Consider the following 15,386-nt stretch of genomic DNA (forward strand, 5'->3'; position numbering starts at 1 on the left):
CGGGCATCGCTGGATGCCCGGTCTTTTTGATTAGTCCTTGGTCACCGTCTGAACGTAGTTGGCGTCGGCAACCATGTTGAAACCATGCACATTTGCGCCGGTCACAGCCGTTTCGATCTGCTGATAGAGGATCGCGAACGGGCTGGTCTCCTGAAACTTCTTCTGAAGATCGTGATACATAGCCTCGCGCTTGGCCGTGTCGCGCTCCTCGGCAGCCGCCATGGTTTCAGCCGTCAGTTCCGGAATCTCCCAATGCGCCTGCCAGGCATTGGTACGCATGGATACATCTTCACCATTATTCGGATTGTTGGTGAAGGTCACAGCATTGGTATGCGGGTCCCAATAATCCGGACCCCAGATGCCGAGTGCGAGCTGATGCTTGCGTGCACGCACCTTGGTCGTGGTCAGCTTGCCGTCGCCTTGCAGAATTTCCACATCGATACCGGCCTTGCGCATGGTCTGCTGGATGTTTTCCGCAATGCCGACGCCGGGCTGCGTGTTGCGGACATCAAGCGTTACCTTGAAGCCGTCTTTCAATCCGGCTTTGGCCAGTAGTTCCTTGGCCTTGTCGACGTCATAGGTGAAAGGCTTGTCATCCACCGCGCCGAACATGCCAGTTGGCAGGAAGGATTGATGTGTGCGGCCAATGCCCTTGATGAGCTGGGATTCGATGGTGTTGTAATCGATGAGATATTTGATTGCCTGGCGCACTTCCGGCTTGGCCAGTTCCGGTACATTCTGGTTTGCAACGAGATAATAGACGCGTCCCTTCGGAGCCGCGAGTACGTGATACTTGTCGTCCTTGCTCAGCGTTTCCAGATCGCCGGGTTCAAGGTTGCGTGCAATATCGATATCGCCTGCCTGCAAGAGCAGACGCTGCGAACTGCCTTCCTTCACGTGACGATAGATGACCCGCTTCATAGCGGGCTTGGCGTCGGCATAATTTTCGTTGCGTTCGAGAAGCAGCACTTCATTGGCGCGCCACTGCTTCAACGCAAATGGGCCGGATCCGGCATAACCGGTCTTCAGCCATTCATAGCCGAAGTCGGTATCGTAAGGATAAGCATCGGTCTTTTCCGCTTTCTGCTCGTGCTCCTTGACCAGCTTGCTGTCCACGATGGACGCAACGCTGGAGGTCAGGCAGTTCAAAACGAAGCTCGGCGCAAACGCTTTTCCAGTCGTGAAGATCAGCGTTTCGTCATCAGGAGCTACGATGTTCTGGTCCGCATTGTCGCGCGTCAGGCCGAACTGGCTCAGAATGAATGCCGGGCTCTTGTCGAGCTTGATCGCGCGTTGCAGCGAATAGGCTGCGTCCTGTGCCGTCAACGGATTGCCGGAGGCGAATTTCAGGCCTTTGCGAATCTTGAAAGTGATCGAGCGGCCATCGTCCGAGAACGTCCAGCTTTCGGCAATCTGCGGGATGATCTTGGTTGGATCCTTGGTGTCCGTCGTCACGAGACGCTCATAGGTGCTGGTGAGCACTTCCGACGTGGTGATTTCGAAAATCTCCGCGGGATCGAGCGAAATGACGTCATCAATACCCATGGCGATGACAAGCGTATCGGCTGGCGTGGCGGCTTGCACTGCTTTCGGCGCTGCCGACAGCAACAGGCCAAAGGCCAGCGCGGCAGGAATTGTGCTGCGCAACAGACGCTGTGCAAAGCCGGTTTTGAGGCTCGTTCTGGAGGCGGTATTGCCATGGAGGCGGTGATTGATGGACAGGATTCCGGTGGTCATGCAATTTCCCCTTCGGTCTCGGCCATCGTTTGGGCCGGACCATGCATAGAAAATGCGCCTCATCTTCCGAGCAGCCGGATGTTCACGACTCGCTCTGGCGCTGCGCCATTAGATTCCTATTTGGGGAAGGTTCACAATATAGAGTGCGTCGATCCGGCACTATTGTGCCCGCAAAAAAGAAAAGGCCGGAGAAAATCTCCGGCCCTGTCTCATATTCTGAAATCCGGGATCAGCCGAATACCTTGAAGCGATCGCCATCATCCATGAAGGCTTTTTCGCCGAAAGGCTGTTCGTTGGAGCCGAACGGCATCTGCGCGCGAAGCTTCCACGACGACGGAATATCCCAGGTCTTGGCGACTTCTGTGTCGATCAGCGGGTTGTAGTGCTGCAGGCTCGCGCCGATACCAGCGTCGGAGAGGGCGGTCCAGACCGAATGCTGAGCCATACCGCCAGACTGTTCCGACCAGACAGGGAAGTTGTCGGCATAAAGTGCGAACTTTTCCTGAAGGCCCTTCACGACGTTCTGGTCTTCAAAGAACAGAACCGTGCCTGCACCGGCTGCAAAGCTGTCGAGCTTGGCTTCCGACTGTGCAAAGGCATCGGCAGGAACGATCTTACGCAGTTCTTCCTTGGCGATGTTCCACAGCTTGTCGCTTTCAGCGCCAAACAGGACGACTGCACGCGAGCTCTGGGAGTTGAACGACGAAGGCGTATGCTTGACGGCTTCGCGGACCAGTTCTGCAACCTGTTCCTTGGTAAGCGGGAGGTTCTTGCCGAGAGCATACTGGGTGCGACGCTTCTTGATGGATGCGAGATGGCTGTTGTTCATTCGTCTAATCCTGATGTTGCTGTAGATTGTGAACTTCCTGACGCATCAATTGATGCAGAATGTCCAGAAGTTACATTCATGTCGTGCCCCAAGATATTGGGGTAAAACCCTTCAACGCCAGCCCGTTTTTCAGCGACACACTGTCAACAAATAGGGATTGTGAAGCCGCCATTGTTTCCATATTGGCCAGATAAAGCGGGGAGGAGCTTGGGCGCTTCGGGAAATTTCCCTGCGAAAGCGGGGTTTACATCTTGGGTACGATGTTGGAATCTTATTAAATTAGTGTGATTTTGGGAAGGACGATGGGAGCCGTTCAAAGGGCAAAACCATCGCGAACAGGGATAGGTCACGATAGTTTGAAGTCTTTTGTCATTATCGGCGGCGGCGCGAGCGGCGTCATTCTTGCGGCGCAGTTGCTGGAGCGTTCGCGCGACACGATGGTTCGTATTTTCGAACGGTCGGGCCAGATTGGCAGGGGAATCGCTTATTCCACGGAAAACCCCAGCCATCTTCTCAATGTTCGCGCAAACAATATGAGCGCGTTTCCGAGCAGCCCCGATCATTTCCTGAACTGGCTCCAAGCTCGGCAAATAGCTGCAAGCGCGCCAATCGCCAATGAGTGGCAGCCGCAGTCTTTTGCGCCACGCAGGCTCTATCGCGATTATCTGAACGAGCTTGTGGAAGACTATCGCACTGGCGCTTCAGCGAGACTGGTTGTCGACCCACGCGAGGTTGTCGATGTCCGTCTGGAAGGCGGCAGGCCTGCGGTTGTCGCGGATTCGGGCGAAGTTGTTTCGGCAGACGCGGTCATTGTCGCGTCGGGCAATGAAACGGCAATCGCCGTTTCCGGCGCGAATGTCGCTGAATACTGGTCCAGCAAAGGCTATTTCGACATTCCAGCGGATGTGCCGGTCGCGATCTTCGGGACCGGACTGTCCATGGTCGATAGCGTATTGTCGTTGCTCGATCGTGGCCATCGGGGACCGATACACGCAATATCAAGGCGTGGACTGGTGCCTGCGCGTCACGTTCCTGTGGAGCCTTTCAAGGTCGATACCGATTCACTGTTTGTCGCTTCCGGCATTGTCGGCCTGCTGCGTCGCGTTCGTTCGCTGATGCAGGAAGCCGAAAGCTCCGGTTCGAACTGGCGTGCGGTTATGGATGCGTTGCGGCCGCACACCCAGCATATATGGACGCGGCTACCGGTGGCGCAACGCGAGAGTTTTTTGCGCCATCTGCGTCCCTGGTGGGACACACATCGCCACCGTATGGCGCCTGCCGTCGCTGATCGCATCGATGCGGCGCGCGCTTCAGGACAGCTTGAGATTGCTGCCGGGCGGCTTCTTTCAGTGCAGGAAAACGAGGGGGATATGACGATCCGCTATCGCGAACGTCATACCGGTTTGTTTCACAAGCTGAAAATCGCAACAATTATTGATTGCCGTGGCGGTAATGCACGGTTCTCGACAACGCGTAATCCGGCACTGCTCGGCTTGATGGAGCATGGGCTGGGCAAGCCAGATGCGCTCGATCTCGGTCTGGATGTGACCAGGGATTTCCAGTTGATCAACGCGCGCGGCGAGCCGTCAGGCTCCTTCTTCGCAATTGGTCCGGTCACAAAAGGCGTTTTCTGGGAGTCGACCGCTGTTCCGGATATCCGCGTTCAGGTGGCCAAGCTCGTGGACGCGCTGCTCGAAGGCTGAACCTAAAAAGAATCTTTCAGATGGCACACCTTCGATTGGTCATTCGCCTGTAAGATTTTCGTGGCAACTTGCCCTTCAAGGTAAGGTTGTAGGGGCAGGCTCGCGGCGAAAGAAAGAGATTCGCATCGCCTTCAACGGTAAAAAAGTCAGAAAATTGCGATAAGCCTCTGATTTGTCCCATATAAACAATCGAAAGCTATTGCCAATATATTGGCGGCCCGGTCATAATAACGACATTGGAATATATGATTCCTCACAACATCTGACCGGAGCATTTCAGTTGCTGCTTGCCTGAGCTGCGCATGCGCCGGATCAGTTGACCCTATGTTTCCAGCAAATGCCTGACGGTTTTGCGCCCGGAAATTAAGACAAAATGGAGCGCATCCCGAAAAGTGTGAACAGCTTTCGGACGAGATGTGTGTGATTATAAAACGTAAGAGCGGATTGGAGGCCTTGGGCGCATGACGATGGACGGCAGAATGCTTTTCCTGCTTGTCCTTCTTCCTTTTATTGGCAGCGTCATCACGGGTCTTTTCAGGGGCGCCGACCGAAGCGGTTCCGCTTGGTTTACGGCAGCCATCGCTCTCGTCGCCTTCATTCTTACAGCCAGCCTTTATCCGATTGTCTCGGACGGAAAGGTTCTGCGCGGCACAGTTGAATGGCTACCCGCCTATGGACTCAATGTAACGCTACGCATGGATGGTTTCGCCTGGCTGTTCGCCATGCTGATCACCGGCATTGGCCTTCTGGTCGTGATTTATGCGCGCTATTACATGTCTCCGGACGATCCGGTGCCGCGTTTCTTCTCTTTCCTATTGTCGTTTATGGGCTCGATGCTCGGCGTCGTTCTGTCCGGCAATATCATTCTGCTTGCCGTCTTCTGGGAACTGACGAGCATCTTCTCGTTCCTGCTCATCGGCTACTGGTATCACAATGCCAGTGCACGCGATGGCGCGCGTATGGCGCTGACGGTTACGGGTATTGGCGGCTTCTGTCTGCTCGCCGGTATGCTGCTGCTCGGCCATATCGTGGGCAGCTATGATCTCGATGTGGTGCTCACAGCGGGCAACGAGGTTCGCACCCATCCGCTTTATACGGTTGCGCTTGTTTTGATCCTGCTTGCTGCTTTCACCAAAAGCGCGCAGTTTCCGTTCCATTTCTGGCTGCCGAACGCGATGGCAGCGCCGACACCTGTTTCGGCCTATCTCCATTCGGCAACCATGGTGAAGGCAGGTGTGTTTCTGCTTGCCCGTCTGTGGCCGGTGCTCGCCGGAACTGAGGAATGGTTCTGGATACTGGGCTCGGCGGGCCTGATAACCCTTTTGCTGGCAAGTTTCTTCGCCGTGTTCCAGCAGGATCTCAAAGGGCTGCTCGCTTATTCCACGATCAGCAATCTTGGCCTTATCACCGCGCTTTTGAGCCTTGGAAGCCCGCTTGCTGCGGTGGCTGCGATCTTCCACATGGTCAACCATGCCATCTTCAAGGCGTCGCTTTTCATGGCGGCGGGCATTATCGACCACGAAACGGGCACACGCGATATGCGCCGCCTGAGCGGTTTGTTCCGATTAATGCCCTATACGGCGACACTTGCCATGGTGGCGAGTGCGGCCATGGCTGGCGTCCCGCTGCTGAACGGCTTCATTTCCAAGGAAATGTTCTTTGCCGAGGCGGTCGAAACGCATCTCGCATCTTGGCTCGATACGATCACGCCCTATGTGGCGACGCTCGCCAGTATTTTCACGGTGGCCTATTCGATCCGTTTCATCTACTCGACGTTCTTCGGGCCGCCGCCGCACGATCTGCCGCACGAGCCGCATGAGCCGCCGCACTGGATGCGTCGTCCCATCGAGCTTCTGGTGATGCTCTGCCTTTTGATCGGTATCGTTCCCGGGTTGTCGATTGGTCCATTCCTGCATTCGGCTGTTCGCTCCGTACTGGGCGATGCGACACCGGAATACAGCCTCTCGGTCTGGCATGGTTTCAATCTGCCGCTAACGATGAGTATCATCGCGATGATCGGCGGCGTGTTGCTGCATTGGCTCCTGAAAAACTATCTGGCCACCAGCGAGGATGGTCCGCCACTCTTCCGTCATCTGCAAGGCCAGCGTATTTTCGAGCGTGTTCTGGTGACACTGTCGTGGAACTGGGCGCGTAAGGCCGAAAATTTCCTGAGCACGCGTCGCTTGCAGCCGCAGTTGCGCATCATTGTTGCGGTGGCCGTTGTGGTTGCCGGGTGGCCGTTGATCGAGGGCAGCTTGCGCTCCGGCACTTTGGGCGCGCAGCCGGTCGATCCGATTTTCGCGGGTCTCTGGGCGCTGGGTTGCGCCTGTGCGGTTGGTGCAGCCTATCAGGCCAAGTATCACCGTCTGGCCGCGCTGATACTGCTTGGAGGGGCAGGGCTCATCACCTGCATCACCTTCGTCTGGCTGTCTGCACCCGACCTTGCGGTGACGCAGCTTCTGGTGGAAATCGTCACCACAGTTCTGTTGTTGCTTGGCCTGCGCTGGCTGCCCAAGCGTTGGGAAGATCCGGATCCCATTCCGGTGAAGATCGGCCCACGCATCCGCCGCTATCGCGATCTTTTGCTGGCGGTTGCCAGTGGCGTCGGCGTTTCGGTTATTGCCTATGCGATGATGACGCGCCCGTCGCCCAACAGCATTGGCGACTATTTCCTGCAGAACGCCTATTCGGGCGGCGGCGGCAAGAATGTCGTGAATGTCATTCTGGTTGATTTCCGCGCCTTCGATACGTTCGGTGAAATTGCCGTTCTCGGCATTGTTGGCCTGACTGTCTTCGCACTGCTGCGTCGTTTCCGTCCCGCACCGGATTCCACCGGCTCGACTGCGCAGCAGAAGATTCAGGACGCCTATGATGAAGCCATGCCGGATCGCAAGGCGGGTGAAACGCTGAACGATTACCTGGCCGTGCCGTCGGTTATCATGCAGTGGCTGTTCCCGGTGATCATTGTTCTGGCCGTGCATCTGTTCCTGCGTGGGCATGATCTGCCGGGCGGCGGTTTTGCGGCCGGTGTTGCGCTGGCGATTGCCTTCATCCTGCAATATCTGGCTGCCGGAACGCGTTGGGTTGAAGACAGGCTGCGCATTCTGCCGCTGCGCTGGATCGGCATCGGCTTGCTGAGCGCTGCGGCAACCGGCTCAGGCGCGTGGTTGTTCGGCTATCCGTTCCTGACCACATTCTTCCAATATGTGGAGATACCACATGTCGGAAAAATGCCGATGGCAAGCGCCTTGCTGTTCGATTTCGGCGTTTTCACGCTCGTTGTGGGTGCAACCGTTATCGTCCTGATTGCACTGGCGCACCAATCGATCCGTAAACATCGCGTCGAGAAGCTCGCCGCAGCGACTGCGAAGGAGGAGAACTGATGGAGCTGGTTCTTGCTCTCGCAATCGGTGTGCTGATGGCGTCCGGCGTCTGGCTGGTGTTGCGCCCGCGCACGTTCCAGGTGGCGATCGGCCTGTCGCTGATCTCTTATGCGGTTAATCTGTTCATCTTTTCGATGGGACGGCTGCGTTCCAACGCGCCGCCGGTTCTGGGTTCCGGCGTTGACGTGCAGGCGGCTCAATATACCGATCCGGTGCCGCAGGCGCTTGTGCTGACGGCAATCGTTATCGGCTTCGCCATGACGGCGCTTTTCCTTGTCGTGCTGCTCGCCTCGCGCGGTCTGACACGCACCGACCATGTCGACGGCAAGGAGAATTGATGATGGATTGGAAATCACACCTCATCGTTGCTCCGATCCTTCTGCCACTGGTAACGGCGGCGGTTCTGCTGTTGATCGACGAGCGCAGCCGCAAGCTGAAGATGACGATCAATTCGCTGTCCACGCTCGGCCTGATCGGCATTGCCTGCACGCTTGTGGGCATGGCGAGCGAAAAAGCGCCGGAAGCAATCGTCTATCTTATCGGCAACTGGCCTGCCCCGTTTGGCATTGTGCTGGTGCTCGACAGGCTGGCGGCGATGATGCTGCTTCTGGCAAGCCTGCTCGGCATGGCCGCGCTCAGCTTCGCGCTGGCGCATTGGCACAAGGCCAGCCCGCATTTCCATACGATCTTCCAGCTCTTGCTGATGGGGCTGAACGGCGCATTCCTGACCGGCGATCTGTTCAACCTGTTCGTCTTCTTCGAGGTCATGCTCGCCGCATCCTATGGTCTGGCGCTGTACGGTTCCGGTCCGGCGCGCGTTAAGGCAGGTCTTCATTACATCGCGGTCAATCTGGTAGCGTCGTCGCTGTTCCTGATCGGCGTGAGCCTGATCTATGGTGTCACCGGCACGCTGAATATGGCTGATCTCGCGCAGAGGATTACGCAGGTTGCGCCTGAAGACCGCATGCTCCTTGAAGCAGGTGCTGCGGTACTGGGTGTCGCGTTTCTGATAAAAGCGGGCATGTGGCCGCTCAACTTCTGGCTTGCGCCGACCTATACGGCGGCGGCAGCGCCCGTCGCCGCGATCTTCGCGATCATGAGCAAGGTCGGCATTTATGTGCTGTTGCGCCTGTCGCCGCTGATGTTCGGCATTGGCGCTGGCTCGTCCTACGGCTTCGGCAATGACTGGCTCTATTTCGGTGGCATGATCACGCTCGCCTTCGGCCTGATTGGCGTGGTCGCGTCGCAGGCTATGGGCAGGCTTGCAAGCTACAGCATTCTCGTTTCCTCCGGCACGCTCTTGGCTGCCATCGGCAGCGGTAATACGGCGATGGCCGGAGCAGCATTGTTCTATATGGTGAGTTCCACGCTGACGATTGCCGCATTCTTTCTGTTGATCGAGCTCGTCGAGCGCGGACAGGATGCTGCCGCCAACGTTCTCGCGGTGACGATGGAAGCCTATGGCGACGACGAGGAGGAAGAAGAGGAAGAGGAGGTTGGCGCGGTGCTGCCTGCCACTCTTGCCATCCTCGGCACTTTCTTCGCGATCTGCGCCATTCTGCTGATCGGCTTGCCGCCGTTCTCTGGCTTCATCGCCAAGTTCCTGATCCTTGCCGCGGTATTCAACGGGGATGGAACGGCGCCGCAGCTGGCCATGCCGGTCAGCCCGGCAAGCTGGGCGTTGATTGCGCTGATCCTGCTGTCAGGTCTTTCGGCACTCATCGCCATGACGCGTACGGGCATCCGCACCTTCTGGGCGTCGCTCGAGGGCAATGTGCCGCGTGTTCTGGTGCGTGAAGTGGTGCCGATTGCAGGGCTGCTGGCGCTGTGTCTTGCGCTGACAATCGCTGCCGGTCCCGCCATGCGCTATCTGGACGAAACGGCGCGTTCGCTGCACCATCCGTCCGATTATATCGACAGTGTTCTTAAGGCTCCCAAGGTTGAGCACGAAGCGGCCACGGCTACGGGCTCGCAAGCGGCGGAGGTAGAATGAGAAAAATCCTGCCATATCCGCTTCTGTTCGCGTCACTGCTTCTGTTTTGGCTGCTGCTGAATGGTTTCACCCGTGCTCAGCTCATCCTCGGCGTGGTGATTGCGCTGTTCGCCGGCCAGTTCATGACGGCGCTCGAACCGCAGAAAAATCACCTTCGCTCGATCCCGATGATGCTCCGGCTTTTCGTCACCTTCAGCCTCGATATTCTCAGTTCGAACATCACAGTGGCGCGTATCATTCTGTCTGGAAGAAAGCGCCGCCCCGGTTTCGTGGTTATCCCGCTGGAGCTTGAAAATCGCACGGCGCTGGCGGTTCTCGCCTGCGTGGTGACGGCGACACCCGGCACAGCCTGGGTGGATCATCACAGCGCGCGCCGCGAACTGACCATTCACGTGCTCGACCTTGAGGAGGCGCAGGTCTGGCGTGATCTGATCAAGCAGAAATACGAGAAGCCGCTGATTACGATTTTCGGGGCAGGAGACGTCGTCGAGAAGGAGAAATCCGCATGAGTGCCGTTATCATCTTCTGGTCTCTGCTCGCCGCGCAATTGATGCTGATCGCCGCCATGGGCTGCGCCGTCTATCGTCTGCTTATTGGCCCGCGGGCGCAGGACCGCGTGCTCGCCACCGACGCACTTTATCTCAATGCGCTGCTGCTGCTGATTACCTTTGGTATCCGCACCGGCAGCGATATCTATTTTGAAGCGGCGCTGATCATCGCGCTGCTGGGCTTTGTCGCCACCGTCGCGCTCGCCAAATTCCTGATGCGCGGGGAGGTGATCGAATGATCCATGCAGCCGAAATCCCGCTTTGGGCCGCTATCCTCATTTCGTTTTTTCTCGTCGCCGGTGCTTTCCTGACTCTCGTCGGATGCATTGGCCTTGTGCGTTTCAAAACCTTTTATGAACGCATCCACGCGCCGACAATCGGCTCTTCTTTTGGGGCTGGAGGAATCTTGATCGCTTCGATCATATTTTTCTCCATCTTGCAATCGAAGCCGATTCTGCATGAAGTATTGATTACCGTCTTTGTGGTCATCACAACGCCGGTGACGCTCATGCTGCTCAGCCGCGCCGTGATCCATCGCGACACGACGCAGGACAGCAAGGAGCTGCCTTCATCTTCCGACCCCGATTGAGGCCGGCAGACATCATGCTTGAGGGTGCGGAAGGGGCGTTTTAGGCTTTTCCGCAGTGCAGAACGGGGAAAATCAGCGGCTTCTTTCAGAAGGGGCCGTCATCGTTTTTCGGACGAACGGACTGAGCTTTTTCGGATTCGCTTAAAGACTCATATCCTCTTGTTCGGCCACGATATTCGCTCTTTCCCGAATCTGAAGCGTATTGCCTGCGGCCTGTTGGGTCCGGAAGGAGCGGCCGGTGGCATTTGGAGGAGTGCTGTGGGCTGCGGCCAATTGTCCGGATGCGACGCATCGACGGTCAGGCGGATTGAAGGTTTTCATCATTTAGATTATCTGGATTTCAGTAATTTCTGAAAGTTCAGAAAATACGGGAGAGAGAATTTTGGAATTGTCGCCAATCGTTCAGTCGTTCGTGCTCCACTTTGGAGAGATGGGCAGCCGTTGGGGCATCAACCGCACAGTGGGGCAGATATACGCGCTGCTTTATCTGTCGCCTCAACCCATGTGCGCCGACGAGATCGTCGACGCGCTTGGCGTGTCACGCTCGAATGTCTCCATGGGCATACGCGAACTGCAGGGCTGGAACCTTGTGCTTCTGAAGCACATTCCCGGCGACCGTCGCGATTTCTTCACGACGCCGGATGATGTCTGGCAGATCCTGCGCACGCTCGCTGAAGAGCGCAAGAAGCGCGAGATTGATCCGACCTTGTCCGTTCTGCGCGAAGTGCTGATGGAAGCGCCGCAGGACGACGGTGACCGTTATGCGCAGGAGCGCATGAAAGACATGTACAGCCTGATCGAGCGGCTGACCAACTGGTACGACGACGTCAAGAAGCTCGATACGGACCGTCTGACTAGCCTGCTGGCGCTCGGTGCCAAGGTAACCCGTTTCCTCGAAACCACCGACAGGATCGTGGCTTTGGGACGCGGACGAACATCGGCCAAGAAGGAGCCTAAGCGAGATTGACATCTGATGTCCCCCAAACGGAGCAACTGGCGGAAAATCTGACGCCAGACGACGGAAAGGCGACAGGCAGCAAACGCCGCTCCAGTCCTTCCAGGCGTCGTTCTGAGCGTCGGCCAGTTCCGGCCATGCTTCGGCGGGGGGCAAATCTTCAGGCACTGGCAGCACTTCTGTGGCTGCCGCAGGCAGGGCTGATTGCCTATGCCATCGGATGTCTCGCCGATACGGGTTTCGACAACAGAATTTATTATGCAGCGCTTGGCATATTCTTGCTGGGTTGCCTGCGCAGTCTGATCGACGGTGCTGGCGCGGCCAAGGCATTCGATGCCGCCCGCGCCGAACTGACGGCCTTGCGCGAACGGGCTTTCGCAGCATTTTCCAACCGTTCTCCGCTCGACACAGCCCGGCCATCGTCGGGCGAGGCAGCGAGCATTCTCGCCGAACAGGCGGAAATGGTTGTGCCCTATCTGTCGCGTTTCCTGCCGGTGCGCATTCGGGTCATGCTGGTGCCACTGGCGATCCTGCTGGCCGTCTTCTGGTTTTCATGGGCGGCAGCACTGGTTTTGCTGGTTGCAGCGCCTCTGATACCGATTTTCATGGCGCTCATTGGCTGGCGTGCGAAAGCCGCCAGCGAAAAGCAGCTTATAGCGCTCGGCGGCATGAATGGTTTTCTGCTCGACCGCCTGCGCGGACTGACGACGATCCGCAGTTTTCACGCCGTGGATGCGACCGCCACGCGGCTGCGTGATAATGCTGAGACCCTGCGCACGAAAACAATGAAAGTTCTGCGAATTGCATTCCTGTCTTCCGCCGTACTGGAGCTTTTTGCAGCACTTGGCGTAGCCATGGTGGCCGTTTATATCGGCTTTCACTTGCTTGGCACCTTGCAGTTTGGCGCTTGGGGACACCAGCTGACGCTCGGCGAAGGCTTGTTTATCCTTCTTCTGTCGCCCGCCTTCTTTGAACCGCTGCGCGACCTTTCCGCCGTCTGGCATGACCGTGCATCCGGCGAAGCCGCCGTTGATGCGCTGGAAAAGCTCAGCCGTCATTCCATGCCGGTTGTCGGCAGCAGCAGCGTCACGGCACGCGAACCGGAGGAAACGGACCCCTCCGTTCAATTGCACGATATCGGTTTTCAATATCCGGTAGGTCCTTCGGTTTTGACAGATTTCAACCTGACAATCGAGGCGGGGGAGCATGTCGCGCTGCTTGCGCCGAGCGGTTATGGCAAGTCCACCATTCTGGCGTTGATCGCCGGACTGGCAGCGCCGCAAACAGGCGCAATACGGATCGGTGGCACGAGCTTGATGCCCGAAAATGCGACGGTCTTGCGCCAGCGTATGAGCTGGGTGGGGCAAAAGCCGCATATTTTTGCAGGCTCCGCACGTCATAATATCACGCTCGGACGTGAAGCTTCGGCCAGACCGATCGCGACCATCATTGATGATATGGCGCTGACACATGTCGCGGGCATCACCGGCAACGGTGTTATCGGTGAAAACGGGGCCGGGCTTTCGGGCGGGGAAGCCTTGCGGCTCGCGCTGGCTCGCATCGCGGTCGATCCCAAGGCCGATATTATCCTTGCCGACGAGCCGACGGCTCATCTCGACAGTGAGACAGCCAGGCATATTGCCGACAGCCTGTTGCGGCTGGCCAAGGGCAAGACCCTGATTGTCGCCACCCATGATGAGGGACTGGCGTGCAGGATGGACCGCATCATACGCTTGGACTCTTGTCAGGATAGTGATCCGGTTTGGCAGAGGAGGGCAGCCGAATGAACGGTCTGCAAGCACTCCGCCCAATCCTGCGCCTGTTTTTTAGAACCAACGGTGCTGCTCTTTATGCTGGCATTGCAGCCGCGACGGTCACTGTTCTGGCTGGTATCGCGCTGCTCGGCCTCTCTGGCTGGTTTATCACGGCAACGGCCATTGCAGGCTTGAGTGTAGCTACAGCTATTGTGTTCGATGTCTTTGCACCGGCAGCGGGTATCCGGTTCCTGGCAATTGTGCGGACGGGTGCACGTTATCTCGAACGTCTTGTCACCCATGATACAACGCTCGCCATTCTGGCGGCATTGCGCGAAAAGCTGTTTCGCAGTTGGGCAAAACCCGCCGCAGCCAATGCACTTTTAAAGCGACCGGCACGGCTTCTATTCCGTCTGACTGCGGATATCGATGCGCTGGATTCGCTTTATCTGCGTGTCGTCGTGCCGATAGGTGCTGCACTTGCAACCGCATTGGTGGCAGGTCTTGCGCTGGCACTGATGCATCCGTTGTTCGGGCTTGCCGTTGCACTTGTGCTTCTGATCGTCGGCTTGAGCCTGCCTCTATTGGCTGCGCGGCGTTCGGAAATGCCGATGCGCAGGCGCGCCAAGGGCACGGAAGCACTGCGCGCCCGCACGGTCGATCTGGTTGCGGGCCAGACGGAATTGCTCATGGCTGGGCGGATGCAGGCGCAAAATGATGCTCTCATCCGGGCAGATGGTTATGTGGCTGCGGCTGACCGCACCCTCAATCGCGTTGAGATCCGAACCGGTGCGGGTTTCGGTGTGGCGCATGCCGCACTTCTGGCTGGCGGCCTGATCGGCGCTGGCTGGCTTGTTCAGTCCGGGACAATCGGCGCTCCGGTCGCCGCCTTGGCGATGCTGGTTATTCTCGGCGCAATGGAACCATTTGCAGCGCTGCGGCGCGGCGCGATGGAACTGGGGCGCACCATTCTGGCTGCGCGTCGCGTTGGGCCGCAATTGCGCGACGATGCAGTGATAGCCAGTCTGCCCCCGCCGCCGGATGGCGTGGCTGTGGAGCTTCGTAATCTCTCTGTCCGCCATGAAGACGCGGTCGTCGATGCCTTGAAGGCGATCAACCTGACCGTCGAAACGGGCGAGCGTGTCGCCATTGTCGGAACCAGCGGCGCTGGCAAATCGACACTCTTCAACGTGCTCGCAGGCGAAATCGCGGCGACAAGTGGCAGCGCAGAAGCGCTGGCCAGTAGTTTGCTGACCCAGCGCACGGAACTGTTTCAGGACAGCCTTCGCGACAATCTGCGACTGGCCAAGCCGAATGCAGACGACACAACGCTGATGCAGGCTTTGCGCACAGCCGGTCTTGCAGACTTCGTCGAGACGCTGCCAGCAAGCCTCGACACGATGCTGGGCGAGGGCGGCCTGGGATTGTCCGGCGGGCAAGCGCGACGTCTGGCTCTGGCCCGCCTTTTCCTGAGCGAATCGTCCTTGTGGCTTCTCGATGAACCGACCGAAGGACTGGACGCGACAACCGCTGAAGACGTGCTGAATCGACTGCGGGCGCAGGCGGGCGGACACACGCTACTGGTTGCAACACATATCCAGCGCGAAGCGCGGATTTGCGACCGGATCATTGTTTTAAATCAAGGCGCTCTAGTTGAGTCTGTGTGCATGAGTGACCAGCGCTTCGGTGAGATACTCAATACTATGAGGTAAGTCGGGCGGGCGAAGGTCCATCTATTAGGGGCTTTGCCAACACTAGAGAATGGAATCGACTGGCGGTTTTATGCCGTCGTCGTTTCAAACGGACGATGTCATGACGGTCCGTTACATGAAGGCGCGTCGCGTCTGCCAATTTATGCGACGTGCAATACTAACTCGTTTTGGTCGCATTCTGCG

The 15,386-nt window shown here is 57.7% G+C and carries 12 protein-coding genes; 10 read left to right on the top strand and 2 right to left on the bottom strand.

Annotated features, from left to right (window positions below; genetic code table 11):
• Positions 1-30: 30 nt before the first annotated feature.
• Both QBD01_RS11085 and QBD01_RS11090 read right to left on the bottom strand, forming a co-directional pair.
• The gene (locus tag QBD01_RS11085; protein WP_280992816.1) at positions 31-1,737 is read right to left on the bottom strand and encodes an ABC transporter substrate-binding protein; all 1,707 of its coding nucleotides are present in this window, start codon (positions 1,735-1,737) and stop codon (positions 31-33) included.
• Positions 1,738-1,966: 229 nt separating this feature from the next.
• The gene (locus tag QBD01_RS11090) at positions 1,967-2,566 is read right to left on the bottom strand and encodes a nitroreductase family protein (protein ID WP_280992817.1); all 600 of its coding nucleotides are present in this window, start codon (positions 2,564-2,566) and stop codon (positions 1,967-1,969) included.
• Between the two features lie 356 nt (positions 2,567-2,922).
• Here QBD01_RS11090 and QBD01_RS11095 point away from each other — a divergent pair, with 356 nt between their 5' ends.
• The 10 genes from QBD01_RS11095 to cydC all read left to right on the top strand — a co-directional run bounded on the left by QBD01_RS11095 (position 2,923) and on the right by cydC (position 15,203).
• A complete protein-coding gene (locus tag QBD01_RS11095) occupies positions 2,923-4,269 on the top strand; it encodes an FAD/NAD(P)-binding protein (RefSeq protein WP_280992818.1) in 1,347 nt (448 codons plus the stop codon).
• A 461-nt stretch (positions 4,270-4,730) separates the two neighbouring features.
• The gene (locus QBD01_RS11100) at positions 4,731-7,652 is read left to right on the top strand and encodes a monovalent cation/H+ antiporter subunit A (protein WP_280992819.1); all 2,922 of its coding nucleotides are present in this window, start codon (positions 4,731-4,733) and stop codon (positions 7,650-7,652) included.
• Positions 7,652-7,990, top strand: a complete 339-nt coding sequence (locus tag QBD01_RS11105; protein WP_182520529.1) for a Na+/H+ antiporter subunit C — start codon at positions 7,652-7,654, stop codon at positions 7,988-7,990. Before QBD01_RS11100 ends, QBD01_RS11105 begins: the two co-directional genes overlap by 1 nt.
• Positions 7,991-7,992: 2 nt before the next feature.
• The gene (locus QBD01_RS11110; protein WP_280992884.1) at positions 7,993-9,645 is read left to right on the top strand and encodes a monovalent cation/H+ antiporter subunit D; all 1,653 of its coding nucleotides are present in this window, start codon (positions 7,993-7,995) and stop codon (positions 9,643-9,645) included.
• Positions 9,642-10,154: a Na+/H+ antiporter subunit E gene (locus QBD01_RS11115; protein ID WP_280992821.1), complete on the top strand. Its 513-nt coding sequence runs from the start codon at positions 9,642-9,644 to the stop codon at positions 10,152-10,154. Before QBD01_RS11110 ends, QBD01_RS11115 begins: the two co-directional genes overlap by 4 nt.
• A complete protein-coding gene (locus tag QBD01_RS11120) occupies positions 10,151-10,432 on the top strand; it encodes a K+/H+ antiporter subunit F (protein WP_182520527.1) in 282 nt (93 codons plus the stop codon). The genes QBD01_RS11115 and QBD01_RS11120 overlap by 4 nt, the downstream gene beginning before the upstream one ends.
• Positions 10,429-10,782, top strand: a complete 354-nt coding sequence (mnhG, locus tag QBD01_RS11125; protein WP_078337010.1) for a monovalent cation/H(+) antiporter subunit G — start codon at positions 10,429-10,431, stop codon at positions 10,780-10,782. The genes QBD01_RS11120 and mnhG overlap by 4 nt, the downstream gene beginning before the upstream one ends.
• A gap of 382 nt (positions 10,783-11,164) precedes the next feature.
• Complete coding sequence (locus tag QBD01_RS11130) at positions 11,165-11,749, top strand: GbsR/MarR family transcriptional regulator (RefSeq protein WP_171058827.1); 585 nt, start codon at positions 11,165-11,167, stop codon at positions 11,747-11,749.
• Positions 11,746-13,524, top strand: coding sequence for a thiol reductant ABC exporter subunit CydD (gene cydD / locus QBD01_RS11135; RefSeq protein ID WP_280992822.1), 1,779 nt, complete (start codon positions 11,746-11,748; stop codon positions 13,522-13,524). Before QBD01_RS11130 ends, cydD begins: the two co-directional genes overlap by 4 nt.
• On the top strand, positions 13,521-15,203 hold the full coding sequence (cydC, locus tag QBD01_RS11140) for a thiol reductant ABC exporter subunit CydC (protein WP_280992823.1): 1,683 nt from the start codon (positions 13,521-13,523) through the stop codon (positions 15,201-15,203). The genes cydD and cydC overlap by 4 nt, the downstream gene beginning before the upstream one ends.
• Positions 15,204-15,386 lie beyond the last annotated feature (183 nt).

The sequence above is a fragment of the Ochrobactrum sp. 19YEA23 genome, assembly GCF_029909865.1.
In the GTDB taxonomy this organism is placed as follows: domain Bacteria; phylum Pseudomonadota; class Alphaproteobacteria; order Rhizobiales; family Rhizobiaceae; genus Brucella; species Brucella gambitense.

Excerpts from the sequence above, each read along its gene's own strand:
- QBD01_RS11110 (WP_280992884.1), top strand. The coding sequence starts at position 7,993 with ATGGATTGGAAATCACACCTCATCGTTGCTCCGATCCTTCTGCCACTG.
- QBD01_RS11115 (WP_280992821.1), top strand. The coding sequence starts at position 9,642 with ATGAGAAAAATCCTGCCATATCCGCTTCTGTTCGCGTCACTGCTTCTG.
- QBD01_RS11120 (WP_182520527.1), top strand. The coding sequence starts at position 10,151 with ATGAGTGCCGTTATCATCTTCTGGTCTCTGCTCGCCGCGCAATTGATG.
- QBD01_RS11105 (WP_182520529.1), top strand. The coding sequence starts at position 7,652 with ATGGAGCTGGTTCTTGCTCTCGCAATCGGTGTGCTGATGGCGTCCGGC.
- QBD01_RS11090 (WP_280992817.1), bottom strand. The coding sequence starts at position 2,566 with ATGAACAACAGCCATCTCGCATCCATCAAGAAGCGTCGCACCCAGTAT.
- QBD01_RS11085 (WP_280992816.1), bottom strand. The coding sequence starts at position 1,737 with ATGACCACCGGAATCCTGTCCATCAATCACCGCCTCCATGGCAATACC.
- cydC (WP_280992823.1), top strand. The coding sequence starts at position 13,521 with ATGAACGGTCTGCAAGCACTCCGCCCAATCCTGCGCCTGTTTTTTAGA.
- QBD01_RS11100 (WP_280992819.1), top strand. The coding sequence starts at position 4,731 with ATGACGATGGACGGCAGAATGCTTTTCCTGCTTGTCCTTCTTCCTTTT.
- mnhG (WP_078337010.1), top strand. The coding sequence starts at position 10,429 with ATGATCCATGCAGCCGAAATCCCGCTTTGGGCCGCTATCCTCATTTCG.